Source organism: cyanobacterium endosymbiont of Epithemia clementina EcSB (assembly GCF_029919255.1).
Lineage (GTDB): Bacteria > Cyanobacteriota > Cyanobacteriia > Cyanobacteriales > Microcystaceae > Rippkaea.
Map to the genome: position 1 here is coordinate 2,389,742 of NZ_CP123991.1, position 25,351 is coordinate 2,415,092.

Below are 25,351 nucleotides of genomic sequence, written 5' to 3' on the forward strand. Positions count from 1 at the left end.
GATGTTTGATATTTGACGATTTAATCGAAATTAAAGGGAAAATTTTGGCGAATTAGACCAAGGATAAAAAAGTTATCCAGTCAGTTTTATATCGCTCTAATTCAGTTTTTAAAAGGGTCATTTGCTTAATGTTCATCACTGGTTCCTTTATTTTACTATCTAGTAAACCTTGTACTAAATCACAAGGTATTTTTACGTATCTTGTATACCGAAAATTTACTTGATTTCTTTGAGTATAAAGCTAAGAAATTGGGCTTTTTCACAAATTCAACCTGTTAATTCACTTCTATAATGTAATTATAATAGCCATTTTCACCTCTTTTTACGGGTTCAAGAAGGCTTAAGTCGCTGTAATAGCACAAATTTCCTGTAGAAAATACCTGTTTGTTGGGCGAATTCACTAATTTTGAGATAAAGTGCTGCATTGATAATGGTAAGTATAGCGAATATTTTTTTACTGATTGGTGTAGATTTTCTATTAAATTAAAAATTCAGAAGCTAAGAGTTTAGAATAATTCTTTCTTACTTAAATTAGTTAAAGATAGCTAAATTGTATAAAGCAATTACACCTTAAAACTACAATAATAACTATTAACTATTTTTATCTTTCATCATTTGCAACTTGTATAAATCATTATATAATCCGCCTTTTTTTAATAATTCTTGATGATTTCCTGATTCAAGTAACTCACCTTTTTTTAATACAAAAATACGATTTACATCCCTAATAGTTGAAAGTCGATGAGCGATAATAACGGCAGTTCTCTGATTTAATAAATGATCTAACGCATCTTGAATTAATGCCTCTGTTTTCACATCCAAACTAGAAGTAGCTTCATCTAAAACCAAAATGCGAGGATTACGAATAGCAACTCTAGCAAATGCTAATAATTGTTTTTGTCCTCCAGACAAATTTGCTCCTCTTTCCCGAACTTGAGTTTTATAGCCTTGAGGAAGTTCGTTAATAAATTGCTCGATATTAGTTATGTTAGCTGCTTTTTGCACCTGTTCAAAACAATAATCTTCTCCTAAAACAATGTTACGCATAACGTCCCCTGCAAAAAGAAAACTTTCTTGTAAGATGACACCAATATATTGACGTAGTTCGGTTTTAGAAATCTCTCGAAGATCTACGCCATCAATAAGAATTCTTCCTTGAATGGGATCATAGAGACGACATAGTAAACGAATAATAGAACTTTTTCCAGCTCCAGTAGGACCGACAAATGCAATTTTTTCCCCTGCATGAATTGTAAAATCTAAATTTTTGAGAACATACTCATCTTTGTTATAACCAAACCAAACATTTTCAAAACAAATTTCGCCACTTGTACTCCGTTGATGAAAACTTGATAAAGAATGGATTTTATCTTCAAGTTCAATAATTTCAATGGGTTCATTCATCAACTCACTAATACGTTCTATGGCTGTAAATCCAGCTTGAAATATAGTTAGCTTATCAACTAGTTGACGCAAAGGATTAAACAAACGTTGTGCATAAAGAATGAATGCAGATAAAGTACCAAAGGTAATCACTTCATCGACAATAAAAACTCCTCCTAACCATAAAACTCCTGCGATCGCTACTAAACTAATCCATTCTGAGGTTGCAGAAACAGCCGAGTCATAAAAAATTGTTTTATCAACTGCCTTACGATATCGTTCATTAGCAGAACGAAATAATTCTGAATTAAAAAGTTCTCTACGAAACAATTGAACAACGTCGATTCCAGCTATATTTTCCTGTAAAATAGAATTTAGTTTAGAAAGTTCCTCTCTTACTTTGTAATTTGCCTTCCGATATTGACTTTGGAAATAGATGATTAATCCAGTAACAGGAATCATCATTAAAACTAACATTAATGCTAATTTTACTTGTACTGTAATCATTGTGATAATAATTACGAAAATATAAACACCATCACTTAAAACACCAATTGCACCACTAGAAAATACGTCTCCTAATGCTTCAACATCACTGGTTAATCGTGTTACCAAGCGTCCTACTGGGGTACGATTAAAGAAACTCATTTCTAATGAGGTAACATGTGTAAACAAGTCTTTACGTATGTCTGCAGTAATTATTTGACCAATTTTTTGAACAAGGTATCCTTGAAAAGAAGCGCAACAAACACGGATAATAACCGTGATTGATAATAGTATACTCAGCCATATTATGCCTTGTTCTATAGAAAGGGTTCTTAAAAACCTCCATGCAGACTCCTGACGTAAAAGAGAAACGGCCTGTCCGATAATTAAAGGTTGTATCGCTCCGGCAGTAGCCAATGGTATAAGTAGCCCCATCGCCAGTGACAATAAATAGATATGGCGACGAAGATAAGGAACTAGTCTCAGGACAAGTATTCTATTATTATTGAGACGGTTCAAGTTTTTTTGTTGACCTATAGGTGAGAAAACAGCCATAGAATTAATAGTTAGGAGTTTATGATTAAGGTAACACACGCTTTTAGTTTATGTCTTTTATCTCAAGTAGGATGTATCTATAAAAAAACAGGTATATCAGTTAGTAAAATACTATTTTATGAGGAATAAATTTACTAATAAATTAATGATTAGTAGTTATCGCTTGAAATATAAATAATTTTCATCATCAACTTTTTTAAAATCTTAAAAGACTAGATTTTTTAGTTTAAATACATTTTTATTAAAAAATAAATAGTAATTATATTATTGTAATGTATTGAACTGCATTAAAAATCTTCTTAAGAAAAAAATTAGCAGTCATTATAAAAACAAAAAAAACAAAATAGCTAAAAATACGAGTTACTCTGTAAACTAATATGATTGATTTTTTAAGAAAATAATTTCTCTATAAATATCCATCGCCATAGAGGAAGTACAAGTTTTTAATAAAAAATATTACTCTATCAAGCTTAAGAGTAATTAATACTGTGCTAATAATAGCCAATATAATTGCTACCAATAATTTTTATTGTTACTATTATGTTTAATATATTTTTATGGAAAAATGTCATTAAAAATTCAAGAGTAAAGATAGCATAGCTTCTATAAAAAGTAAAAATTTAATTTTATTAAAGTAAAAAATATAAAAAAATAAACTTTAAAATTCTAAATTATTTTAAGCATAAAAACATTATCAGCTGAATTTAAACATAGGATAATGCACTAATTAAATTTTATTTTTTAAGCAATTTTAGTAATCTTATCAAGATATTTTTATCCGAGATAATTAACTTGTAACTATTTTCATAGATCAAAACTAACAAAAATAAAATACAAAAAATATTTACTACTAAAACATTTTAAAAATAAGTTTAATGGATAGTAGAAATTAAAGTTTGTTCTTACGTTAATCAGCTGATAAGTAACTAAATTAATAACACAAAAAATAACGACTGACAGTAAGTATTTTTTCTTGAATTTGATTGAAAAAATACAATTAGTTATGCATAGATAATTAACTTATAAGACTATTTGTAGTATCTATTAAATTTTCTTTAAAAATTTAACTTATTTTAAAGAAGTGTTATCTAATTTAGCTCCCTTGAAAATAGCCCCTCGTAGAGGAGCTTTTAATAAATAGGAATTACATAAATAAGCTTGAATCAGTTGTGCTTAAAACAAATTTGCTCGATAAAAATACGCTCCTTATAACTTTACTCCGTATAAAGTCCCTTGACTGAGATCTGCTTCATAAAAGTTAGCATTAACTCCATCAGCTTCACTTAGATTAGTTTGGTTGAGTCGCGCTCGGCTAAAATTAGTTCCTCTTAGATAGACATTTCGTAGAGATGTCCCAATTAAATTTGGTTGAGATAGATTAGCCCTAATTAAATTCCCCTGGCGTAAATTAGCTTCGATCAGATTAGCTTGAGATAAGTTGACATAACTAAGATCAGATTCAATAAAGTTAACATTAGCTAATCCAGACTTTTCCAGATTAGCGTAATTAAGTTTAGTCTTTTAGAGGTATGAGAGACTTAAATTAACACCTAAAAGATATGTTTATTGTAAATCTCCACCCTTTAAATTAATTTCTCCAAGATTAGGGACAATTGTTTGATTGTTTTGCCGCCATGTTCACTATTTTTTGTTGCCTTGTTACAGCAAGGCAAGGTGTCCCACGTCTGTGATGAACACCATTCCTCTGTTAACTCTACATTACAGTTAGCTTATCAAGGAATAGAATCCTAGACGAAAGGATCAAGTTAAAGTTTTTCACCTTATACAAGCTCACTGACTCTGGCAAACACTATATTTGCTAATGAAACCTTGGTAGAAAAACTTAATGAATTGAAAGATTATACACTCTAATTTTTATAGTGCTCGCTGTTTCCTAGGGGAGATTAATCATAATTTTTACTTCTCCTCGCAGTCTTTCTAAAGAAATACCAAACTTTTCTTAAGAATCAAGTTTGTGTCAATTAATTTTGCTAATTTAGAGAAATAAGAATCAGGGTTAACCCTGGAAGCTCCAGGATGTCATTCCACCGACATCGGAAAATCAGTTTTTGGCTCAGATGATCGCAACCATCATAAAAGTCTTGTCTGACAACCTTATCAAACTTTCATTACAATGCAAAGGATAATTATAAAGAAGGTAAATCATCAAGGTGAAAAAAAGATAAGTTTGTTACGGGAAAATCATTCAGAAGTTAATTAATAACTTAAATATTTGTATTAAACATTACAAAAAATGGTGAAATCTACATTTGCACTTTAACGGTCTCAGGAGTTAAGCGTTGACAGATGAACTTACAATATGGGCTATCTGAAAAGCTAAAGAGTTTTGGAAAATACAAGTATTAGAAACATTTCAAAAATTAAATTGTTCGATTCTATGTTTTATTTAATACTTTAGCTTACGTACATCTTGGAATAATTAAAGGGTGTATTAGCGCTAGGCTAATACACCCTTTAATACCGGTCTTGGTATGTTAACTTCTCCGAACGGACAATTAACTTTATTTACTGACAGTTTTCACATAATCCCTGAACCGTAATTTCGTAACTGTCTACGGTTAAACCGGCACGAAGAGAATTTAGATTAATGGATTGGAAAGCATACCAGTCGACGTCTTCTATTTTCTCACATTGCCGACAATGGAAATGATGATGAGGAGAAACATTTGCATCATATCGAGAGACTCCCTCTTGTAACAAGACTTCTCGAATCAAATTGACTTCTCTTAGGGTCTGCAAAGCACTATAAACTGTCGCTTGAGAAGAGGTAAAAATCTCCCTATTAAGATCCGTCAAAATCTGTTCGGCTGTAGGATGATCTCCACGTGATCGCAAATTGACATAGACGGCAAAGCGTTGAGGTGTTATCCTCAATCCTTTTGATTTTAAGATTGTCACAATTTCACTTTTGTGAACACCCATTTTTGTTTTGAGACTTTAATTTACCCAGATTGTAACGATTCCCATTGTAGCGTCAACTTTATATAGTAACTTTTTCTCAAATATAAATTGTTATAACTCTTGACAAATTCTTATATAAGAATTATTCTTATACGAAGTTACAGCAAAAACTGTATACAATTACACTATCTAATAAAATGAGGCAACAAAAAACATGGCTGTCATCGAAAAAGTTCCCCATGCTGTCTTTAAGACTCGCATCCGTGATGAGTCTGTTTCTGGCCCCAACCCTTACCGTTGGCAAGATCTAACCACCAAAGAGATCTTCGCCGGTAAGAAAGTCGTTGTTTTCTCTTTACCGGGAGCATTTACTCCCACTTGTTCATCTAACCATTTACCTCGCTATGAAGAGTTATACGAGGAGTTCAAAGCACAAGGAGTAGATCAAGTCATTTGTCTGTCCGTTAATGATGCTTTTGTTATGTTCCAATGGGGCAAACAACAAGGTGCTGCCAACGTATTTTTACTTCCCGACGGTAACGGAGAATTTACCCGTAAAATGGGAATGTTAGTTGATAAGTCTAACCTGGGGTTCGGAATGCGTTCCTGGCGTTATTCCATGATGGTTAACGACTGCAAGATTGAAAAAATCTTCGTAGAACCTCAATTCTCCGATAATTGTCCTACTGATCCCTTTGAAGTATCTGACGCTGACACCATGTTAGCTTATCTTAAAGGAACAAAATCTAAGGGTGTTTCTGAACCGCGTAAAGCATTTGTTGGTTAATCAATAATCAAACCTAAAATTTGTATAAAATCCATAAGTAGGGGGGAATAACTATTCGCCCCTATTTTCGAAAAAAATAAAAAACTGGAGTAGGCTTCTCAGTCCTCTCCAGCGCTGTCACGGAATTCAGTTCTGTTATATAGGTAGTTTAACTGCTTATTCATGGTACATCTTTGAAGTAGATGCTAATTTACCTTTTCTAATCCCTAAAACCTTGATCTTTATTGGCTTTGAGTGCTTTAGTTAACCTTTGTAGAGTGAGTGTTCACGTCAGAAATAAAAAGAAGTGGCTTTTATGGCTTGAATACCTTGACATGAGCCTTATTAACCCTGAGTACATCAATGGTAATCTGTAGTTCCATAAATACTATACCCCTACTGTAAAAATATTAGTTCCCTAGCCCAAAATAATTTTTTTTCTTGAGTCTAATCCTTGTTGGAACTGAACTCTGATGTTTGAGTACAAAACTGACTAATTTAATAAGTCGAGACTGATCAGTTAAATAAATAAAAACTAATCAGTTTAATGAATGTTGTCGAGGGAAATGTTGATTAAAAAGTTAATTAAACAGAAAACCAGTGACCGCAATCACTGGTAGCTCTAAATAGTCTTATTGTTGATCCTTTCGGAAATTTTGGTTGAATAATAGTTGTGTGTTATCAAGACGTCAACTCGACTAACCGTGGAAGGATTGTAAGATTAAATACTGTTATTTCATTATTTGTAGAAATAATTGATTTTTTGCCTACCCCTGATTTTTTAGATAAATCTGCGTTTTATGCGGTTGTCCCCATAGTAATTTTTCCCGCTTATAGATCACCATTCCTGGTTTAGATCCTTTAGGCTTGTAAACATATTTAGGTTCGGTATAAACAATAGGGACATGCTCACTAAATCTAGCACGACTGTAATAAGCAGCCCAATCTGCGGCACATTGTAAGTCTAGTTCATTAGGTGTTTGCCCTGGTTCTAAGCGCAATAAAACGTGACTTCCGGCACTCTCTTGCGTATGAAACCATAAATCGTAATCTCCTGCAGTACAAAAAGTTAAGCGATCATTTTGTCGGTTATTACGACCTACCCAGACTTCTAACCCTGATGGGGTGATGTATTGATAAGGCTGAGATTCATCTAAATGACTAGAATTACTTTGAGTAGAAGATTTCAGGTAATTTTGTTGAATGAGTTCCTCTCGAATTTCCTCGAGAGTTTGCAAATCTTGAGGAGAGTCATAGGTATCTAATTGATTCAAACTTTCTTCGACTTGCTCTAAGTAGTCGATTTCCCCTTTAACCTCAGTTAATAAGGGTTCGACAGCACTACGAGCCCGTTTGAGTTTTTGATGTTGTTTATAGAGATATTGGGCGTTTTGGACAGCGTTTTTTGTAGGGTTTAGGTTAATTTCAATCGTTTTTTCGGTTTCAAAGTTTTTTAAAAAAATAGACTTCATTCCTGGTTGCCATAAATGCGAATACGCCATCAATAAATCTGCTTGTTGACGATATTGACTAGCTTCGGTAGATTGTTGTAGTTTTTGAATAAAGTTAGATGCTTTAACTCGCAGTTTTTTAAGAAGAGAACTGAGTTTTTGCAACAGTTGATGACGTAGTTGTTGAAAAGATTGATAATTAGTTTGATCTTGATAGTATTGATTAATTAGGGTTTGTATCTCAGAAGCAGGTTTTACGATTCCCCATCCTAAAACGGTATAACCTTCCTCAGTCCATCCAGGTTTAAAATCTGCTGTAACTAAAATAGTTAGCCAGGTTTGCCACAAACAAAATAATCGATTCCAGTCGGATAATTTTAGAGTATCCGTTGACTGTTTGGGGTCTAAATTGGCTGTTTGAATTATCGAATGAGCAACTACCGGACTTAGCCCGCGATAACTATTCAACATTTGCTTTTTTAATGTCTTAGGAATGAGACTAATTCTTTCTTGCCAACATTTGTAAGGTTCATCTAATCTGGGTAAAGTTCCTGTTAAAGTAGGGGGAAATTCGTAAGGTTGTCCGGTTTCAACAGTACGCACACTTGATTGATTAGCAGTTACTTGATGCCCAACGGTAATAATCTGTTGTTTAGCGTCGGTAAGGATAACGTTACTGTATTTACCCATAATTTCTAAAAATAAATGCCAGATAGGGGACTCGCCAGGGCGTTTGGCAAATTGTAAATTAACAACTCTTTCCCAGGGGGCAATCATTTCTAGAGAAGTTAGGGCGTATCCATTGAGTTGATGGCGTAGTTGATCGCTAAAAGTAAAGGTATCAGGAGTATGAGGCGGAGGATCACCAATACAAAGTCTAGCAGCCTGAGGATGCCAAGAAATAGTTAACCAACTACGTTTTTCGAAAGTTCGTAGGGCAAGAGAAATAGTGTGACGGTCACGTTGATAAACTTGTTCAAGACGAGAGGGTATCCAATGGGTTTGGAGTTCTTGACAAACGGCGGTTAGGGTTGTTACATCAAAAGATTGCATAGTGTCTCAACGACAAAAATAAATAATTGCTCAAGTTCCCATTGTCTCGAATTTTTTAATTTACCCCAACTACAAAAAACCTAAAAGTTATGTATTGACAAGATAAACTTATAATATACAACCTATAAAAATATAAAGCGGTCGTTAAGAATAACGAGTAAAAAAAATAACGGGCAAAAAACTGATAGGGCGAAAAGAGTAGTCAAAACAGAAGATGGTTATCGCAACTCTTACTGAAAAATTAACGGCTAAGTGTTATTGAATTCTCTATGTTTGCAACGTGAGTTTAACTAAGATTTATAGAGAGAAACGGAAGCAACGACTCTAGACTCCATATTGAAAACAGTATTTCTTGAAGTTTTGTGCCATGGATGTAGAATCTCGTCCTGGTCTTGGCGAGGCGTTTTGTGATGTAGATGACTGACTTCTATCAAAGATTTGAACAGCATTGTTGTTCTATTCCTAAGTTGAGGTATTTGAACTGTGTTCGGTCACACACAATCTCGATTTTTGTCGGACTAATTGCCTGTACTTAATTTACATAAAAAATATTCTCTCAATTTGGGAGCAAAGAGTAGGCTAGCTTTACGTCCTGATTTTTTTAAAAAAATTAAAGTTTTGATTGTTGATAGTTACTGTTTCAGTTAAAACTCAGCTCTGTTATCTCTTGACTGAGATATCAAGAATAACAACCATTTTAAAAAATTCCGTCAAACTTATACATATTTTCGTGGAGTTATACTATCAATAGCAATAAGTCTCAAGTCTTAAGTTTTCTTAAACCAATAGTTAATCATCTCAATGATCCTCACATTGGTAGCATTAGCAAAAACTTTTACAGTGATCCCCTTTATCCCTAAAAGGCATCTTGTCCAAGCTTGAAATATGAGAGAAGCACCTAGGGTTTGACAAAGAATTAGCCAACGATTAATAAATAATTAAATTGAAATCATTATATAGAGCTATTATTTCCGATGAAATCGGAGCGGCGGGATTTGAACCCACGACCCCCACTACCCCAAAGTGGTGCGCTACCAAGCTGCGCTACGCCCCGCTATCTGCAGAGTCCAATTGTAGATCATATTGCAATTATAATGCAACCTTTTACTGAAAGAAAAATTTCTGTTCGCCGTGACCTTTCCTAAGGCTTTAGATAAAGATGCCTGCGATCACCTCCAATTTATCTTGTGACACAAGACGTAGAACCAACCTCAGGCATCTATCAAAAAACCGTCAGACTTTCTAAAATAATCCTAAGGTTAAAGACTTATCAATGGGGAAAGTTGCACCTGCACCCAACCACAAAGCAACAAAAGTTCCAAAGAGGAACATAGCAGTTGCTACAGGACGACGGAAGGGATTCTGGAATTTGTTGACACTTTCAATAAAAGGGATCAACATTAAACCTAAAGGAATTGCTGCTTGACAAGCAATTCCTAATAATTTATTGGGAAGAATCCGTAAAATTTGGAAAAGAGGATAGAGATACCACTCCGGTAGAATTTCTAAAGGAGTGGCAAAAGGATTAGCCGGTTCACCAATCGCAGCGGGGTCAAGAACCGCTAACGCCACTAGTAGTCCTATGGTTCCAAGAATCACCACAGGAAAAATATAAAGCAAGTCATTAGGCCAAGCGGGTTCACCGTAATAGTTGTGACCCATGCCTTGGGCTAGTTTTGCCCGTAGTTTAGGATCGCTAAGATCTGGCTTTTTTTCAGTTGCCATCGGATAGATTTCTCCTTATAAAAACTGAGGATCAACAGGATGTGTGTCTAGGCATTAGTGACCAGTCTTTAATCACCAAAGATTTACAGTTAATTAATTAACTGTTCACTGGCCACCCTTGAGCACTTTACAAAGGACCAGAAATCCCTTGTTTGCGTATCATTAAAAAATGCAGCAGCATGAAGACTGCGATAAGCCAGGGGAAAACAAAGGTATGTAAGCTGTAAAAACGCGTTAAGGTGGCTTGTCCTACACTCTCACCACCCCGAAGAAGTTCAACCAGTTGATCGCCCACCACGGGAATAGCTGCAGGAACACCAGAAACTATTTTAACCGCCCAATAACCAACTTGATCCCAAGGAAGAGAGTAGCCTGTTACACCGAAAGAAACGGTAATAACAGCTAAAACAACCCCAGTAATCCAAGTTAACTCACGAGGCTTTTTAAAGCCACCAGTCAAGTAAACACGGAAGACATGGAGGATCATCATCAATACCATCATACTGGCAGACCAGCGATGGACTGAACGGATCAGCCAACCGAAGTTAACCTCGTCCATAATATATTTGACTGAAGAAAAGGCTTCAACAACAGTTGGTTTGTAGTAAAACGTCATGGCAAATCCAGTAGCAAACTGAACCAAGAAGCAAACTAAGGTAATCCCACCCAAACAGTAGAAAATGTTTACATGGGGAGGAACGTATTTAGTGGTGATGTCGTCGGAAATTGCCTGAATTTCAAGGCGCTCATCGAACCACTTATAAATGGGAGAATCTGTAACTTGTTTGGAGAACATTGAAGCTATAATTCGCTATCGTAATAAATGATCAAGGGTTGATTTGCTTGACTCCTTCAGTGAGATGCCCCATAGAGGGAGTCAATGTTAGCGACATGGAGAAAACAAAACACCTTATTAGAAAATCTAACACACTACTTTCCATTGTGTTCACTGCAATCACTATCCAAAACTAGTGTTTTTGATGATTCTTTGGCTGCATCCTGAAAGGGTAACAACAAAACTAGATCAGCACCGCTTCTCTGAGAATTTTTATCTCACTATTGGGTATAGATAGTTAAAGCAATTTGTCCTTGAAATTGTCGATGTTGTAGGGTATGGACTAAATTTAGTCCGATATTTTGTCCAGACAAGATACTGACTACCCATTTCGGCTCATACATCGGCTCATACAATGGCAAAGTAGAGGCAAATTTTAGACTTTTCGCCATATTGTCTTAAACCAAATAAAATAATATTCACTGTAGGAATATCTACTCCGTCTAGATCTCTCAATTTCCGTTTAGAATGATGAGTCAGTCTTTCTAAGTTGGATAAGGACTAATCCAGTCATCATATTTATAAATGGTATGAGAGTTCGTAATCACATATAAGTATATATTATATATAAGTAAACGCCCCTATAGTAATTAAATCCAACTATGGCAATCAACCCTAAAATATTGGGATTTATCGTCATTAATGTGATTTAAACTAACTCTCAAGCTTGCTAAAATGAAAGATAATTCATCCCTTCAAGAATACTGTCAAAATTTCTTGTTCTAATGATGACTGCTCATCACGACTAAAAACTGTTAGAGCAATCATGACAAAGACAACTTTAATATCTTTAACGGTCAATATCCCTAGGACGATTTGTCCGTGTATGGCATTAATTTTACGTTGATCAGAAAACAATTTAACAATGAATGTGGTGTTTGAAAAAATTAAGATAATAGCTACATAAAATTTGTTCCATCCCTGCTACTGGCTCCACCGCATAAATTTTGTGGAGGCCAAATTATAACCAAATAACAAACAACAATGAAGTAATTCCAAATTCGGCCAATAATTAGACTTTGTGCGTCAATAATAAACGCCATGATTCAAGGTTGACGTAAACACAAAGCTAATGCCCCAATTCCTATAGCTATCACTAAAATACAGCTAACTTCTAAAAATTTAAAAAGATATTATTAAAGCCGACCATAAAATGTTTTAATTTTTTCTTGTATATTCTGAAATATTAGTCTACTCTCTATTGAAGAATGGTTACCAAAACGATGGAGAAAAAAACGATAAGGAAAAATAATCCAATTGGGGGAAGTTTTTTACCATTATATTTTCTATCCTAGTAGCAGAGAAAGAACATTAAAAGAACATTAAAAAAATACTAAATGAGAAGTGTAAATTTTATGAGACGGAACATTTTTGTAACGCTGGCTATCGCTGCTCCCCTCATGTTAACGAGTCCGGTTCTAGCAGGGAATCCAGCTCACATTCAACAGTTGCTAACGACTAATGAATGTATGGGGTGCGACCTCTCAAATGAAGACCTAAGATATGCTCATTTAATCGGCGCAGATTTAAGGGATGCTAATCTGTCAGGGTCAACCCTAATCGAAGCTAACCTGGAAGGGGCGGATATGACGGGGGCCAACCTCGATGGCTCTAACCTAACCGGGGCGATGGTTACTAATGCCAGTTTAAACGATTCGAATTTAGATAATGTGAATTTCACCCGAGCAATGGTTTACGATGCTGATGTGACGGGTGCGTCCATGAACAACTTAGATTTAACTAGCGCTCAAATCTTTGACACAGGTATTGGGATTGGTGGGCAAGACCCCGCCTTTGATTAAAAACAGCAAACCAGGAAAATTTAGCTGTCATAGTTGTTTATGTCAGTAAAAACGCCGGCTAACCTGGCTAACAATGTAGACATTAGTTTTATGTGTGTCTCGTATTATCTTCACAATCTAAACTGCGTTTAGATTGTGAGGATGTCGTAAGTTCCAACGTTAATATCATGACCCCAAGCTACAGTAGGGCTAGCTTTAATAATTGCCCTATGATGAAGACAGTGATAGATAAACCTATGCTCAATTTGAGAAACGTCGTTATAAAGATATCAAAACTAACAAACGGGATTGTTTATATAGGATCGCATTTAAGAATGGATAAACATGGCAACAGAGTTAATTGTTGAAATTGCGACTAACATTGCTTCGATTGACTTATACAATGAACTCGGAATCTATTATTCGTTAATTATACTGTTGTCCATATAGGCATACAGGCTAGGTTAGATAAGTTATAAATCTTAGAATGATGGTAGTGTGACAGTACTGTAAGAAAATCAATATAACCAGGATCAATAGGATAATTGCTTGTAAGAAAGTAATAACTAAATCTTTAATCAAAGCATTAACAAATAACGTATTATTTTAAGACTAATAACAACTTTTAACCCAGAAAAAAAAACTCGGTTCCAATTTCTCAGCCATCATCGTAGCAGCTTATACAGTTCTTGGAGCATTAGTTCCAGGCGATTGATAAATAAAGCGACTCCAGGGTTGCCATCCACATTAGCCAATGTATCGTAGTTTTCTATTTATAGTTCAGCTCATCTCACATTCTTAGCGTCTTGCTGTTCTTCAAGGAATTTCGAAATGCGGATTTAAATGTCATCTTTTCCCACCTTCACTATCATATCTTTAGTGTCTGCTACCATTGTAGGTTGTTGCTTGGGTGGATAGAGTTGTTGTCTAATTCTTCCTACGCCGGTATCAGAATTTTTTCCATCGACAATATCAACAATATTAATTGTGGTTAGTCCCCTAGAAGCTAATTTATTAGGATAAAGCTAAATTCACATGGCATATTTAGCTTCTCCAAACAGACTAACGAAATCTCTCCCTGACAAATCTTTCGTTTTATTCTAGATAGTAGTAATAGTGATCGATTTAATCATAAAAAAAAATTTTTATCGTAAAGATATTCTCCGTGTGCCCCTTTGTCGAAGTAGCCAAGATAAATCAGGGTAATATTTCCGAGACTGTCTATCTATTTTCCCCCCTGCTTAGCTCACTACAGAAAACAAGTTCGACACTCCTTGAAAGCTTCGTTCCGCACCAATACTTGAGCAGTGTTTAGGTCCATCTCTGTCGGAAAAGTTATATTTACCGTATTCTTTAACGTAAGAATCAATTCATCTCACTTGTTCGGTTATTTTTTATTTTTTTTATTACTATGACTGTTTAGTTTGAAATTTTTTATAAGAAAAAGTCAATGTGAATGTTATTTGAAGGAGAACCTATGTCTATTTTGTCTTAGGAGTTTTATTCGTTTTCATATATAAAAGGGTTTTAAAATATTTTTTCCTCTTCAGTGTCAGAAGTAACCATGACAAGTAATCTTGTCTATTTTTATTTCACTACTTTAACAAGATTCGGTTATGGAGACATGGCTCCGACTAATTTTTTTTCTAGTACTTTAACCAATGTCAAAGTACTAGTGGGGACAAATTTGTCTTGCTATTGTTATTGCTAAATTAGTTGGCTTTTATAAAGCTGGTTAACAGTTCACCAGAGATATCGGGCGAAAACCATGTCTAAGAATACTATCGCAAGCACTCAAATCCTTTAGATTTGGATAAAGCTTCGATCAATCAATAAACCACGTAGCATTATCATTAGTTTAACTTTTTTTACAAAAAAAATAACCGTAACGGGTGTGACAGGACTCGAACCTGTAACCTACGACTTAGAAGGTCGGTGCTCTATCCATTGAGCTACACACCCATGAAGTTCATTATGACCGCCTCATAATTGTATACCCTCTATTACTGATAACGTCAACTTTAAAAGTCATTAATTTTAAAACTTAGCGTTTTATGATACAGTTTCCTACAAGATTCTTTAGCTTGGGATTAAAAGTCAAATTCATTCAGCCTCTTCTGTAACATTTGGGGAAATTTGGCATAATATTTCTGATTGAGAGGAGATGGATGGGGTAAAGGGAGTAAAGTAACTTGTCGTTGGTGTTGTATTCCCAAAGTATCGGTCGCGTGGAGAGTGACAGGTAATTTATTTTCATAGCGATCGTTCCGTTGGAAAAATTCATTGACTTCCCCTTTATCTCCATAAGGAATGAACCACTTAAACGCCTCGGTTCCTAAAGTAATAATTTGATTTCCTTGCCAATGAATGACTAATAATTTTTCGATAAAGGGACGGAAACGATTTTTAACTTCAGTAATATAAGCTTTATTGCCAGGTGGTTTATAGGGGACAGTATTGGTGAGAAGAACGCGAGCGCAGACGCTTTGCAACTCTTGTTGAGTTTTCGCCTGTTGATGATGTATCGCCGCGTAAAACCCTTTACGAACTAAAGTGCCTGCGGCACCAATTAAAGGTTGTCCTGTGTGGACTTCATCTCGTCCAAGATCCCGTCCAAAAAAGCAGATCTGACTTTTGAGGTTTCCCGCATACAAAATAGGTTGAGTGGGATCTTTATCAGCCGCTTCATAAACGGAGATATCAATGGGAAATGGTTTTCGTTTAGCTTCTTGATGAATCTGGATGATCAAGGTTTCAATATCTGACATTAATTCACTTAATCTGTGGTTACAGCAATCAGTACGATAGCATTATTTGTGACCAGTCAACTTTGCTACTAAAGCAGATAACTCTAAACAAATGTTAAAAAAGCAACTCATTTTAAGTTTTCATATTTAAGTAATTAAAGTGGTCTATTTTAACTAAAATTAGTCTATTTTAAAACTATTTATCTACAAACACTTTTTTGAAAGTGTAATGCAATTTAACCTATATTTTTTGAATAAAAACCTATTTCTAGCATTTTGTATGCTACTACTTAGTTATTTTAATTTCACTTACCAAAGAATATAAAGAGTCTTTTATTGCTTGGAAAATCAATTTAATAGCTTGTTAGTAAGTTTCTATTATTTAATGGTTTTATACAATCTTTAATTCATCTAACTTTCCATCCTTTTGGATTTTTTTAAAAAACTTCTATTTTTATTCTCGTTTTGAAGAAAATTTTGTGGTTGTAAGTCAATTTTTATAATTCTCGCTCTTCTAATTTTTTAAGTTAAATTTTTAGCGAGATTCTAACCTAGAGATTGCTCTTTTTTAACCATATTCAATTTGTTTAAGCTTACTTATTTTAATTTTAGATAAAAATGACGTATTCTTACTAGATAAGCTACAAATTCTCGTTAGGCTTCCTTCATCTATTCTTGATGAACGAACACTTATGTCTAAAAAACTGGCACGTCTAATACTGAGGCAGTGGTTAGTAGTTTAACTGAATAAATACCTTAGTTGTATTTATAAACACGAGTTCTACAAGAGTTAAAAATTTGAATTTATTAATTTAAGTACAATTGTTTTGTAATTTTGACAAAAATTCTATGGTATTTATGATTACTTAAGATAAGATTATATATTTATCTACCCTACAGTCTATAAATAAATTATTATGTTATTAATATTTTTAAGAGACGCTAAAATTAGCTAAGTTAATTTAAGTATAAATATCTCGTCTGAATCTTTATTAAATGCTCTTCTTTAAAAAAAACGTTATCTTCACTAAAATTTAGAGTTATACCGAACTCATAATGTCTAATTGACTAGATAAATGTCAAGTCAATAAACTTTAGGATTAAAAATCGATAAAATTTCAGAATTTATAAGTTCTCCTTCTAATAGAACTCAATTTATGATTAATACCTCCTACTGTTTATTTAGTTGTTCCCTAGTTAGAATATAAAAATAATTTATCTAATCAATAATTAGTCTAATTTTTATAGTTTTATAGGTTTAATAAATAAGTTTTATAATATCAATTACTCAATCTCAATAGTTCTGATACTTAGTCTTAATTTTGCCAAAAAACTTTCTAAATTCCTTTTTAAATTTATTCATTTTTGATGAGATTAGTGGCATTATACTTGGTCAAATTTAATTCTTGTTTTTCCATAAAAATTCTTGATTTTTAATTAAAATATGTTTGCTCTTATTTAACCTTAACAGATTTCTTTTTAAGAAAAACTAAGTTTTTTTATGACCTTTTTTATATATTAACTACATATTTTTAATAGAAATTAAACTTTAAACAGATAGTTTTTTTATTTTTTAAAAAAAAACTTATACATATTTTTTTTGTAGTAAAGTTTTTTAGTAGTTATATCATAATAAATACAAGTTGTTGTTAGATATATTTTTTCTATAAATCAAATTATCTCTATCTCATTTCAAATCTGATAATTGGTTATGGTGAGTACTTCCAAATTTAGAATCTCATTCATTTAGTATCAATCAAGTGAAAATGCTGAGTCTAGCAGAATTTAGTTTAAATAGAAAACTTGCTACAATTACATCCATAGAATAGATATAGCTTTTAATAAACTTATGATTTATAATCAGACTCTGCACTTTATGGTTTTCATTTTTAAATGACAGGTTAGGTAAAGCCAAATTTTGCCTAATACTTTCCTAGATAATCTAACTAGGAAATGGACTGAACTTGTCCTCCTTTTAATGTTAGAACACCTTGGGCAAATTGTTTAACAAATTTCTTTTGATGGGTTACCATAATCATAGTAGTTTGCTCTTTTTGATTTGAATTAATTAAAGTTTCTATTAATTGCTGAGCACGATCGCTATCTAAAGCTGAGGTGGGCTCATCTAACAATAAAAGTTTAGGTTTCATCATTAAGCCACGCATAATACTTACTAATTGTCGCTGTCCTAAAGATAATTGCAATTCATTTCGAGTTAACCAATCATCAGGGATAGAAAGTTGTGATTGCCATGTATCAATTGCTTGTTCAATCTCTAGTTTAGATAACTGTTGTAATACTAAAGGATAAGCAAGGGTTTCTTCGACAGTCATACCTAATAATTTTGGCTCTTGAGGAACTAGGACAATTTGTTGACGTAGTTTAACAATAGAAAGATTGCAGAGAGGTTGAGAGTTCCATTCAATTAACCCTGATGTAGGGTCTTGTAAACGGTTAATTAGCCGTAATAGAGTAGTTTTTCCAGCACCAGAAGGACCGACAATTGCTAAGCGATCACTCTGATTCACTTGAAAAGAAATATTAGTTAATAATTTATTCTCTTCCCTGATATCAGTTAAACTAACCTTGGATAATTTTAATAATGGAGTTGATTCAGAGTTCATAACTTATTAAATGTAGAAGTTACTTAATGGTGATAGTTATTCATTTTTTTCTTGTCTATCTTTAACCCTTCCAAGAACACTTTCCATAGGAGCTAATATTGCTTGGAAACGTGCAATAATATCTCGTTATTCTCCTTCTAAATATAACCGACCAAAACTCCCAATAGTCGAAACCTGAAGAATATTAATTAAAGCGACTTTTTCTGCCTCATTAGCTGCTAACGCTGTATAAGTAGCTAGTCGAACTTCCAAAACATAAAGAGTTTGTCTTGCTAATAACATTGGTCCCAGTCGGTTGCAATTAACTAATTATGCTTGATACGAATCGATGTTACAAATAATTTGACTAGAAACCACCTTAGGGTTCAAACAATCGTGTTGATTAACGCCTAAAGCACCTAAAATTGCTTTTCTTGCAGCTTTTACCTCTCCTTGATTAGTGGAATGAATTTTGAGAAGTCTATAAAGACGTTTGACAAATTGCACTCCAAGATAAACTACAGTAGACTTTAAAGTGACATCTGTAACGAAATTAATTCGATTTCTGGAGCAATCTCAATCCATAGTGAAGCATCTCCAAAGAAGGGTAAAACCTTAACGCTACCGTCCCAATCTAGACGGCATGTTGAGGTTGTAATCGGTTTAAATAAACATAGCTGCCTAATTCGACTCCCCAAGTGGGATTCTCCGATGTTTTCCGTTAATCTTTATAAAGACACCTCAAACAAATTACCATAAGACTAGTGAATTAAGGAGATTATAGATTTTACAGAATAAATCAGTTTGCTTTTCTAGGTTGAGGTAGTTGTAATCCTCTAAATTAGATTATCATTTAATATTAATTAAAGGTCAAATATTTTAATTAATCTGAAAAATTATCTTGTTAATAATTTTCAAAATTTCTTTTATTTCTTTTGTTATCAAACCAAGTATAGCTCAATAATAATTTTGTAAAATATGGCTATTTTATATATAAATGTTTTTATTGCACTCCTATTTTAACTCTAAATCTAAAATTTAGATTGCAAAAAAAGAATTTAATCTGTTATAGGTTACATTACTACCTATTAATATGTATTTTGGCTATTTTAATTGGCATTAATTATTTATTAATGTTTTTTTGTAAAAAGAAATAAGTCCATTAACTATAAATTAACTAACAAATAATTAGCCGTATTGGCTGTATATATTTGGCTTTAAAAATAGTATAAATATCTAAAAAAGCTAGAGAGAAAACAACTTAAATTATCTGTAAGGCTAAAAAATAAAAAACTTTTTTATAAAAAAAATAATAAATATTTATTCCTATAAAGTTCCAATAGAAACATCGCAATAAACTAAATCTTTACGTCTTAATTGGATAGTTGTGGTTAATATAGTAGCAATTTATATCATGATATTTATCTACAATGAGAACTTATCTATCATCTATTTCATTAGATAGCATTCAATACAAATGCAACATTAATAATCCTAGTAATACTCATTAAGCTAAGACAAACACTAACGAAAAAAATTACCAACTCTCATGATTTTAAGGGAATAAATTTCAGAATAATCTTTAACTTAAGATAAAGATAAATTAGGAAAATTAAAACTACAAACATTGCTACTGCTGACAACACAAATAAATGGCACCAAAACAGAAACATTTAACAAAAGTCCCCATGTAGTTTAAGCTAAATTACTAATAACTAAACAGTAAACTATATTACGTAGACGGAAATGTTCTCTATATAAATAATGGGTAAAATTTAATAAATAGTGCAACCAATTAAACCTAGATAAATAAATCTCCACATCGAAAATATATAACTAGTAGAGGCAATCAAGACCTCTCCAAAAAAAGTTTGATAGATCTCTTCCATAGTCATATCATTGACTGAAGCAAAATCTGCTACAAAACCAGTACCAAAAACGGCGATAACAGTAGTAATACAACCCATTATTTTACCAACTCTCGGTTAATTTTCATACTTCTTAAGTATTTAGATTTTAGGATGGCTTCTTGCGTAGTAATTCGATGCTACCACCTCAAGCACTTCCCCCGATTTAAATAAAGGAAAAACACAGTTAACTCGGTTTTCCCAGACTTTATGGGCAATTTCATAATCAGGGCAATTAATGCGATACGTGGAATCAGAGATCACGGAAAAAGAACAGCCATAAGGAAGAACAAAAGACAGAAGCAACTCAAGCGTATTTTGATGTAACTGAGAAGGAATCATATATCTTTATAGTTTGTTTTCCTGGTCCTTCTAGACTGAGTACGATCAATCAGTAGCTAATAACTCCTAAAACTATTATTCCAACTCCATTCTGTAAACCTAAAAACTTAATTTTTCTAAAGACCAAGTTTTTAGAATTTTGGAAGTCTTACAGAGTAAGAATTTTGGCTTTTGTTTGTTATGGTGTTGTTACAGCTAGTCTAGAAGAGTTATTTTTTAAAACTCCTATTTGATTTTATCAGATATGTCGTTCTCTATTGTCTATCTTTGTATTGAGATATGTTAACTCTTCGGTGAGTGAGTTATTGACAAATTACCTAGGATATATGTGTCCGGAATAGATAAAGTGTTTGTTCTGATGTTAGACAGACTCAAAGTTTATTCTACCTAACTGCTTTAGTGTCTGATGGTAATATTCAATGACCCAATAAATAGTTTTCATTTGAATAAATAGACTTTTACTAATTTTGTTTTAGTCTTAATTGTCTTAGCAAAATAAAAGATAAAATCAAACAATATCATTTATTTTATTTTTTTACTTTTTTAATTTTTATCAACAAATGATTCTCTTATCTCTATCTATTTATAAGTGTTAAATTAACTAACATTCGCTTTAGTATGAAATGTAATTTATTGTTATGGTATAAATTGCGAATTTTGTTAAAGAAAAAATAGTACTTTTAAGATAAAAAAAATAATAATTGATTTCATCAAAAAAATGGAAAAATTATACTTGATTATTTGTAATGTCTTAAGAGTTTCGGTAGCTATTTCCTATTTGGACAAATTTTAAAATTTTTAGCAGTTACTTTTACTTTCTATTTTAGACAGCTCATATTTAAGTTTTACGGACATGGCAATAATAAAAAAATTGATGTGGAATTAATTCTATGTAAGTTTTTCATGTTGACTTAACCAAATGATTGCTTGCCTAATCCACTCCTCGCTATTATTATTTTTTGACATTTGATTATCTTTACTAAGAGTAGAAACAGCTTGATTAATTTCTTTATTGGTATAACCTAATGCTAATAAAGTCATTTCCAAATCTTCTAGCACCTCTAAAGACGGAATTTCAATAGGAGAAGATAAGGTTATACCTAATAGTTTTCGCCATTGAGATAGTTTCGTTTTAAGTTCTAAGATAATCCGTTCGGCAGTTTTTTGTCCGACTCCTGGGGTTTTAGATAGAGTCAAAATATTGCCATTAATAATTGCTTGCACTAATTCTTCTAATCCTAAGGTATCAATTAGGGTAATTGCTAATTGTGCACCAATCCCATTAACACTCATTAATTGACGGAATAATTCTCGTTCAGCCACAGTGGCAAAACCATATAAAATGGGGTAATCATCCCTGATTTGTAGATGGGTAAAAACTTGAATACTTTCTAGTTTATTTTGAACTAATTGTCGGGCAAATCGTGATAATATTTGCATTTCATAACCCATATGATTAACTTCTAAGATCAGTATAATTCTATTTGGGGTATTATTAATTACTTCAACTAGGTTGCCTTTGAGATAATTTAACACAGTTTATTATTAATAATTTAGGTGTTAATAAATTGTTTTATAAACCTGCTTGATCCCTCATGCTTTTTAAAAAAGCATGAGGGATGGTATATTTCTTAAATACTTATACATAATGTCCTTGAATAAAATGATAGAAAATAATTTAATTACTTTAACACTGTTCGCATAATTATATTTATGCGTTGACTAAATAATACCACACTTTTTTTAAAAAAATGCAATATAATAGTTTATTTTAGTTTAATTTACAATCTATTACACAAATGTTGAATAAATGATCTTCTATCTCCATTAATTGGTAAAATATCAAAGTATAAATAGAATTATAGACGATTTTAGTATGTGTAATACTGGCATATTAATGCCAGGTAACAAATTACTCCTATTGTAGCTGTTCCAGTAAAATAATAACCGATTTAGAAATAACTTTGTTCATATTCTAGTTGTAACAGTAGATCTTGAAAATAACTAGTGATTGCACAAACTTTTTCCAGTTCCAATCTTGTATTTAAAAATTTGCCCAGTGAATATTAACGTCCTCTTTAGAGAAGGCAAAATAGATTCGAGTCTCTATAGAAGCAATTAAAGCATCAGACAATTATAGAGATTTTTTCAGAAATTAAAGTATAAATGAAGTGCTCGCTCTGTTGCATAAACAATTTTAGTCCTATAGGCAATTTAATATTGAGTTGAATATTTATTGAAAAAGGCTACAGAACCATTATTTTCTACTATAGGATGATCTAGCTGAGTCACAAACAAAAAACTAAATATCTCAAATGTTTCTAGATCTTATTCTTTATGTGTTTACGTGTTTTTTGATTATTGATTTTTCCAAAATTACTTTGCTTATAAAAATGGACAAAACCTAGCAATATAGTGATTATTTATTTATATATATATTTTGTCAAATTAAATATAACTAATAAGTCCACTATTAGTATAGATTTTTTTGTAAGAACAAATAATGTTAGAAGTGTAGATATTATTTTGCTTGTTAAATTGACTTAAAATAGATAAGATAAACTTATAAAATATTTAGACTTTTACCAAAGATAGTCTAAACTTTTACAATTTGACTTCATTAAAGTAATATCTGACTGTTTCATTGCTATTGTTTACTATTAAATCATTCAGTTCTCAAAGTCTTATCTAGGAGTTATACATTGACAAATTATGTTAAAGATATATTATCTAGGATAGATAAAGCGCTCACTATGTATTGGACTAACTCAAAATTGATTTGACATAATTGCTTTTAAGCTCGATGATAACATTCAATAATCTGATGAGTTGTTTTTTATTTTAAAAATAAACTTTTACTAACCTCGTTTCAGTCTTGATCATCTTATTAAAACAAAATCTAAAATAGCACTACATCGTTTCTTTAAAATTATCAATACATTAACTTTGCCAAATTATGTAATAGACATAATATCCTTATTTTTCTATTTTTATGGGCTTTTAACTAACTAAAACTTGATAAGTTATCAACTGATACTTATCAAGTTTTAGTTATTTTTATATTAAAACTTAATTGCCAGTTCCGAGATACATAGTTAAGTATCTTGAAAAAAATTACTGCTTAAATATTTTAATTCGACGACAAAATATTGAAGGTAGATATCTAACTGATACTTAGCTATCTAGTCTATTTGTTCGTAACAATTCCGATAGTTATCTCCCATCTTTGACAATTTCTTCTATATCTATTATTTTTTTACTCTTTATTCTTGTCGATAAGTTTACATTTTTAGATAATCCATATTTGATAAGTTTATCTAAGTAATCTATAACTTATGGAAGCCATACATCATACTAATTTTCTAATAGTTTTTTAAAAATTACAATTTGATATAATTTTTTATTTGTGAATTAAACGGTTAGCGGTTCGTAAAATTTTTCCAGCTAAAATCGCAGCGCCAAAGCCATTATCAATATTCACGACTCCGATCCCTGCCGCACAAGAATTAAGCATTGTCAATAATGAGGAAACCCCCCCAAAACTTACTCCATAACCTACACTAGTTGGAACTCCAATCACTGGACAGTCAACCATTCCGGCTACCACACTAGGTAAAGTCCCTTCCATCCCTGCCACCACAATCAACACATCTGCTTGATTAATCAACTCACGGTTACTTAATAGACGATGAATACCTGCTACTCCCACATCCCACAACCGTCGTACTTCAAACCCACAAAGTTGCGCGGTAATAGCTGTCTCTTCAGCTACGGGTAAATCGGCTGTTCCTGCCGCAAGAACCCCAACTACTCCTAACCTAATCGAAGGGATTTCTGAAGTTTTCAAGGCACAAATACGAGCTACTGGATAGTAAATTAAATTAGGCACTTGGTCTTTGAGTTGTTCGGCCACCGTTGCCTCAATACGAGTTGCCATAACCACAGGAGAATTACATGCCATCGTAAGCATAATTTGAGCGATTTGTTCAGGAGTTTTTCCTGGTCCCCAAATAACTTCAGGAAACCCTGTTCTTAAATAACGATGATGATCAATTTTTGCAAACTCATCAACCGGTTCAAAACTGAAATATTTGAGCTTTTCTAAGCCTTGATCGGGACTAACTTCTCCTATGGCGATCGCCTGTAGAAGAGACTGGAGTGCATTTGGATTCATGGTTTTAAATTCTCCTTAAACTATCTAAACGATTGAATACGACTCAGAGGCCAAGCAATTTTATAGGCTTTTTCTACAATTACCTACCTAGGTAAAAATCTAGGGAGCATACAGTATAGACTCTTATTTCGATCAAATTCTAACATTAAGTAATTAATAGCCTGAGTTAATTGAGGGCTTAATTGATATTGAAGCAGTTCAGCAATTTAAGGTTTATTCAAAAGATAATTTTTCAGGTAAACTTTCTGATTAACCACATAAAGAGCTTCTCCATGCTTGCCTACCACTAGCTTTTGCTTAATGTGACAATCAGCCAATTCAGAATTATTAGCTTTAATAGTTTCTGATTGGGTAAAAACAATAATATTCCCACATTGAGGAACATAGTTAGGAGTATTACTCACAAAAAATACCCTAACTGATACAATCGGTTGCATCAATTTACCAAAAATAATAATTTTCTAAAATTGTTGATTAAGCCATTAGTGTAAATTCTCCTCAATAGGACTAGCAAAAAAGACCAAACTTATCATCGTATGGGTAAAAATATAATCTAAATTTAGAAATAAAAGATTAGAACTCAATATTAGTAACCCTATGATTGATTTTTTACAAAAAATC

At 32.6% G+C, this 25,351-nt stretch carries 21 protein-coding genes, 2 tRNA genes and 2 pseudogenes; 4 read left to right on the forward strand and 21 right to left on the reverse strand.

The features are described from left to right. Positions 1-591: 591 nt before the first annotated feature. The 4 genes and pseudogenes from P3F56_RS07990 to P3F56_RS10570 all read right to left on the reverse strand — a co-directional run. Positions 592-2,424, reverse strand: coding sequence for an ABC transporter ATP-binding protein (locus P3F56_RS07990; RefSeq protein WP_281152357.1), 1,833 nt, complete (start codon positions 2,422-2,424; stop codon positions 592-594). Between the two features lie 1,068 nt (positions 2,425-3,492). Then, positions 3,493-3,591 (reverse strand): pentapeptide repeat-containing protein, encoded by a 99-nt coding sequence (locus tag P3F56_RS07995; protein WP_342637186.1) that lies wholly within the window; start codon positions 3,589-3,591, stop codon positions 3,493-3,495. Positions 3,592-3,630: 39 nt separating this feature from the next. Further along, positions 3,631-3,846 (reverse strand): pentapeptide repeat-containing protein, encoded by a 216-nt coding sequence (locus P3F56_RS08000; protein WP_405054787.1) that lies wholly within the window; start codon positions 3,844-3,846, stop codon positions 3,631-3,633. Continuing rightward, positions 3,835-3,924 (reverse strand): annotated as a pseudogene (locus tag P3F56_RS10570) (pentapeptide repeat-containing protein); the annotation flags it as partial. The pseudogene P3F56_RS10570 and the gene P3F56_RS08000, both read right to left, overlap by 12 nt. Before the next feature lie 117 nt (positions 3,925-4,041). Here P3F56_RS10570 and P3F56_RS08005 point away from each other — a divergent pair. After that, positions 4,042-4,176, forward strand: coding sequence for a hypothetical protein (locus P3F56_RS08005; protein ID WP_281152358.1), 135 nt, complete (start codon positions 4,042-4,044; stop codon positions 4,174-4,176). 774 nt (positions 4,177-4,950) lie between these two features. On the opposite strand, the gene P3F56_RS08010 is transcribed toward P3F56_RS08005, so the two are convergent. After that, the gene (locus P3F56_RS08010; protein WP_281152359.1) at positions 4,951-5,367 is read right to left on the reverse strand and encodes a Fur family transcriptional regulator; all 417 of its coding nucleotides are present in this window, start codon (positions 5,365-5,367) and stop codon (positions 4,951-4,953) included. 193 nt (positions 5,368-5,560) lie between these two features. Here P3F56_RS08010 and P3F56_RS08015 point away from each other — a divergent pair, with 193 nt between their 5' ends. After that, positions 5,561-6,133, forward strand: a complete 573-nt coding sequence (locus P3F56_RS08015; protein WP_281152360.1) for a peroxiredoxin — start codon at positions 5,561-5,563, stop codon at positions 6,131-6,133. A 746-nt stretch (positions 6,134-6,879) separates the two neighbouring features. On the opposite strand, the gene P3F56_RS08020 is transcribed toward P3F56_RS08015, so the two are convergent. The 7 genes from P3F56_RS08020 to P3F56_RS08050 form a co-directional block, all read right to left on the reverse strand. Then, positions 6,880-8,616, reverse strand: a complete 1,737-nt coding sequence (locus P3F56_RS08020; protein ID WP_281152361.1) for an Rqc2 family fibronectin-binding protein — start codon at positions 8,614-8,616, stop codon at positions 6,880-6,882. Between the two features lie 290 nt (positions 8,617-8,906). Beyond that, entirely contained in the window at positions 8,907-9,065 is a 159-nt protein-coding gene (locus P3F56_RS08025) for a hypothetical protein (RefSeq protein ID WP_281152362.1), read from the reverse strand. A 531-nt stretch (positions 9,066-9,596) separates the two neighbouring features. Next, positions 9,597-9,670, reverse strand: a tRNA-Pro gene (locus P3F56_RS08030). 188 nt (positions 9,671-9,858) lie between these two features. Next, a complete protein-coding gene (gene petD / locus P3F56_RS08035) occupies positions 9,859-10,341 on the reverse strand; it encodes a cytochrome b6-f complex subunit IV (RefSeq protein WP_281152363.1) in 483 nt (160 codons plus the stop codon). A 127-nt stretch (positions 10,342-10,468) separates the two neighbouring features. Next, positions 10,469-11,137: a cytochrome b6 gene (gene petB / locus P3F56_RS08040; protein ID WP_281152364.1), complete on the reverse strand. Its 669-nt coding sequence runs from the start codon at positions 11,135-11,137 to the stop codon at positions 10,469-10,471. A 260-nt stretch (positions 11,138-11,397) separates the two neighbouring features. Beyond that, positions 11,398-11,568 (reverse strand): hypothetical protein, encoded by a 171-nt coding sequence (locus P3F56_RS08045; protein ID WP_281152365.1) that lies wholly within the window; start codon positions 11,566-11,568, stop codon positions 11,398-11,400. 295 nt (positions 11,569-11,863) lie between these two features. After that, entirely contained in the window at positions 11,864-12,034 is a 171-nt protein-coding gene (locus tag P3F56_RS08050; protein ID WP_281152366.1) for a hypothetical protein, read from the reverse strand. A gap of 497 nt (positions 12,035-12,531) precedes the next feature. Here P3F56_RS08050 and P3F56_RS08055 point away from each other — a divergent pair, with 497 nt between their 5' ends. Next, a complete protein-coding gene (locus P3F56_RS08055) occupies positions 12,532-12,978 on the forward strand; it encodes a pentapeptide repeat-containing protein (RefSeq protein ID WP_281152367.1) in 447 nt (148 codons plus the stop codon). A 1,543-nt stretch (positions 12,979-14,521) separates the two neighbouring features. After that, the gene (locus tag P3F56_RS10575) at positions 14,522-14,668 is read left to right on the forward strand and encodes a hypothetical protein (protein ID WP_405054748.1); all 147 of its coding nucleotides are present in this window, start codon (positions 14,522-14,524) and stop codon (positions 14,666-14,668) included. A gap of 178 nt (positions 14,669-14,846) precedes the next feature. Here P3F56_RS10575 and P3F56_RS08060 read toward each other — a convergent pair. The 9 genes and pseudogenes from P3F56_RS08060 to P3F56_RS08100 all read right to left on the reverse strand — a co-directional run bounded on the left by P3F56_RS08060 (position 14,847) and on the right by P3F56_RS08100 (position 25,167). Beyond that, positions 14,847-14,919: transfer RNA gene (locus P3F56_RS08060), tRNA-Arg, on the reverse strand. 128 nt (positions 14,920-15,047) lie between these two features. After that, positions 15,048-15,725: a uracil-DNA glycosylase family protein gene (locus tag P3F56_RS08065; protein WP_281152368.1), complete on the reverse strand. Its 678-nt coding sequence runs from the start codon at positions 15,723-15,725 to the stop codon at positions 15,048-15,050. A 1,925-nt stretch (positions 15,726-17,650) separates the two neighbouring features. Continuing rightward, positions 17,651-18,328: an ABC transporter ATP-binding protein gene (locus P3F56_RS08070; RefSeq protein ID WP_281152369.1), complete on the reverse strand. Its 678-nt coding sequence runs from the start codon at positions 18,326-18,328 to the stop codon at positions 17,651-17,653. A gap of 36 nt (positions 18,329-18,364) precedes the next feature. Beyond that, positions 18,365-19,001: pseudogene (locus tag P3F56_RS08075) on the reverse strand (hypothetical protein); the annotation flags it as partial. A gap of 1,081 nt (positions 19,002-20,082) precedes the next feature. Beyond that, positions 20,083-20,274 (reverse strand): hypothetical protein, encoded by a 192-nt coding sequence (locus P3F56_RS08080; protein ID WP_281152370.1) that lies wholly within the window; start codon positions 20,272-20,274, stop codon positions 20,083-20,085. A 42-nt stretch (positions 20,275-20,316) separates the two neighbouring features. Then, entirely contained in the window at positions 20,317-20,556 is a 240-nt protein-coding gene (locus P3F56_RS08085) for a hypothetical protein (RefSeq protein ID WP_281152371.1), read from the reverse strand. Between the two features lie 888 nt (positions 20,557-21,444). After that, entirely contained in the window at positions 21,445-22,092 is a 648-nt protein-coding gene (gene ruvA / locus P3F56_RS08090) for a Holliday junction branch migration protein RuvA (RefSeq protein ID WP_281152372.1), read from the reverse strand. Between the two features lie 1,864 nt (positions 22,093-23,956). Beyond that, positions 23,957-24,730: a nickel pincer cofactor biosynthesis protein LarB gene (gene larB, locus P3F56_RS08095; RefSeq protein WP_281152373.1), complete on the reverse strand. Its 774-nt coding sequence runs from the start codon at positions 24,728-24,730 to the stop codon at positions 23,957-23,959. A 206-nt stretch (positions 24,731-24,936) separates the two neighbouring features. After that, positions 24,937-25,167, reverse strand: a complete 231-nt coding sequence (locus tag P3F56_RS08100) for a hypothetical protein (RefSeq protein WP_281152374.1) — start codon at positions 25,165-25,167, stop codon at positions 24,937-24,939. Between the last annotated feature and the right edge of the window lie 184 nt (positions 25,168-25,351).

What these genes read in the sequence shown, in the direction of transcription:
- P3F56_RS08015 (WP_281152360.1), top strand. Translation starts at nt 5,561, where the DNA reads ATGGCTGTCATCGAAAAAGTTCCCCATGCTGTCTTTAAGACTCGCATC.
- petB (WP_281152364.1), bottom strand. Translation starts at nt 11,137, where the DNA reads ATGTTCTCCAAACAAGTTACAGATTCTCCCATTTATAAGTGGTTCGAT.
- P3F56_RS10575 (WP_405054748.1), top strand. Translation starts at nt 14,522, where the DNA reads ATGACAAGTAATCTTGTCTATTTTTATTTCACTACTTTAACAAGATTC.
- P3F56_RS08070 (WP_281152369.1), bottom strand. Translation starts at nt 18,328, where the DNA reads ATGAACTCTGAATCAACTCCATTATTAAAATTATCCAAGGTTAGTTTA.
- P3F56_RS08065 (WP_281152368.1), bottom strand. Translation starts at nt 15,725, where the DNA reads ATGTCAGATATTGAAACCTTGATCATCCAGATTCATCAAGAAGCTAAA.
- P3F56_RS08025 (WP_281152362.1), bottom strand. Translation starts at nt 9,065, where the DNA reads ATGCTGTTCAAATCTTTGATAGAAGTCAGTCATCTACATCACAAAACG.
- P3F56_RS07990 (WP_281152357.1), bottom strand. Translation starts at nt 2,424, where the DNA reads ATGGCTGTTTTCTCACCTATAGGTCAACAAAAAAACTTGAACCGTCTC.
- P3F56_RS08085 (WP_281152371.1), bottom strand. Translation starts at nt 20,556, where the DNA reads ATGATTCCTTCTCAGTTACATCAAAATACGCTTGAGTTGCTTCTGTCT.
- P3F56_RS08020 (WP_281152361.1), bottom strand. Translation starts at nt 8,616, where the DNA reads ATGCAATCTTTTGATGTAACAACCCTAACCGCCGTTTGTCAAGAACTC.
- P3F56_RS08100 (WP_281152374.1), bottom strand. Translation starts at nt 25,167, where the DNA reads ATGCAACCGATTGTATCAGTTAGGGTATTTTTTGTGAGTAATACTCCT.
- P3F56_RS08080 (WP_281152370.1), bottom strand. Translation starts at nt 20,274, where the DNA reads ATGGGTTGTATTACTACTGTTATCGCCGTTTTTGGTACTGGTTTTGTA.
- P3F56_RS08010 (WP_281152359.1), bottom strand. Translation starts at nt 5,367, where the DNA reads ATGGGTGTTCACAAAAGTGAAATTGTGACAATCTTAAAATCAAAAGGA.
- petD (WP_281152363.1), bottom strand. Translation starts at nt 10,341, where the DNA reads ATGGCAACTGAAAAAAAGCCAGATCTTAGCGATCCTAAACTACGGGCA.
- P3F56_RS08045 (WP_281152365.1), bottom strand. Translation starts at nt 11,568, where the DNA reads ATGGCGAAAAGTCTAAAATTTGCCTCTACTTTGCCATTGTATGAGCCG.
- larB (WP_281152373.1), bottom strand. Translation starts at nt 24,730, where the DNA reads ATGAATCCAAATGCACTCCAGTCTCTTCTACAGGCGATCGCCATAGGA.
- P3F56_RS08055 (WP_281152367.1), top strand. Translation starts at nt 12,532, where the DNA reads ATGAGACGGAACATTTTTGTAACGCTGGCTATCGCTGCTCCCCTCATG.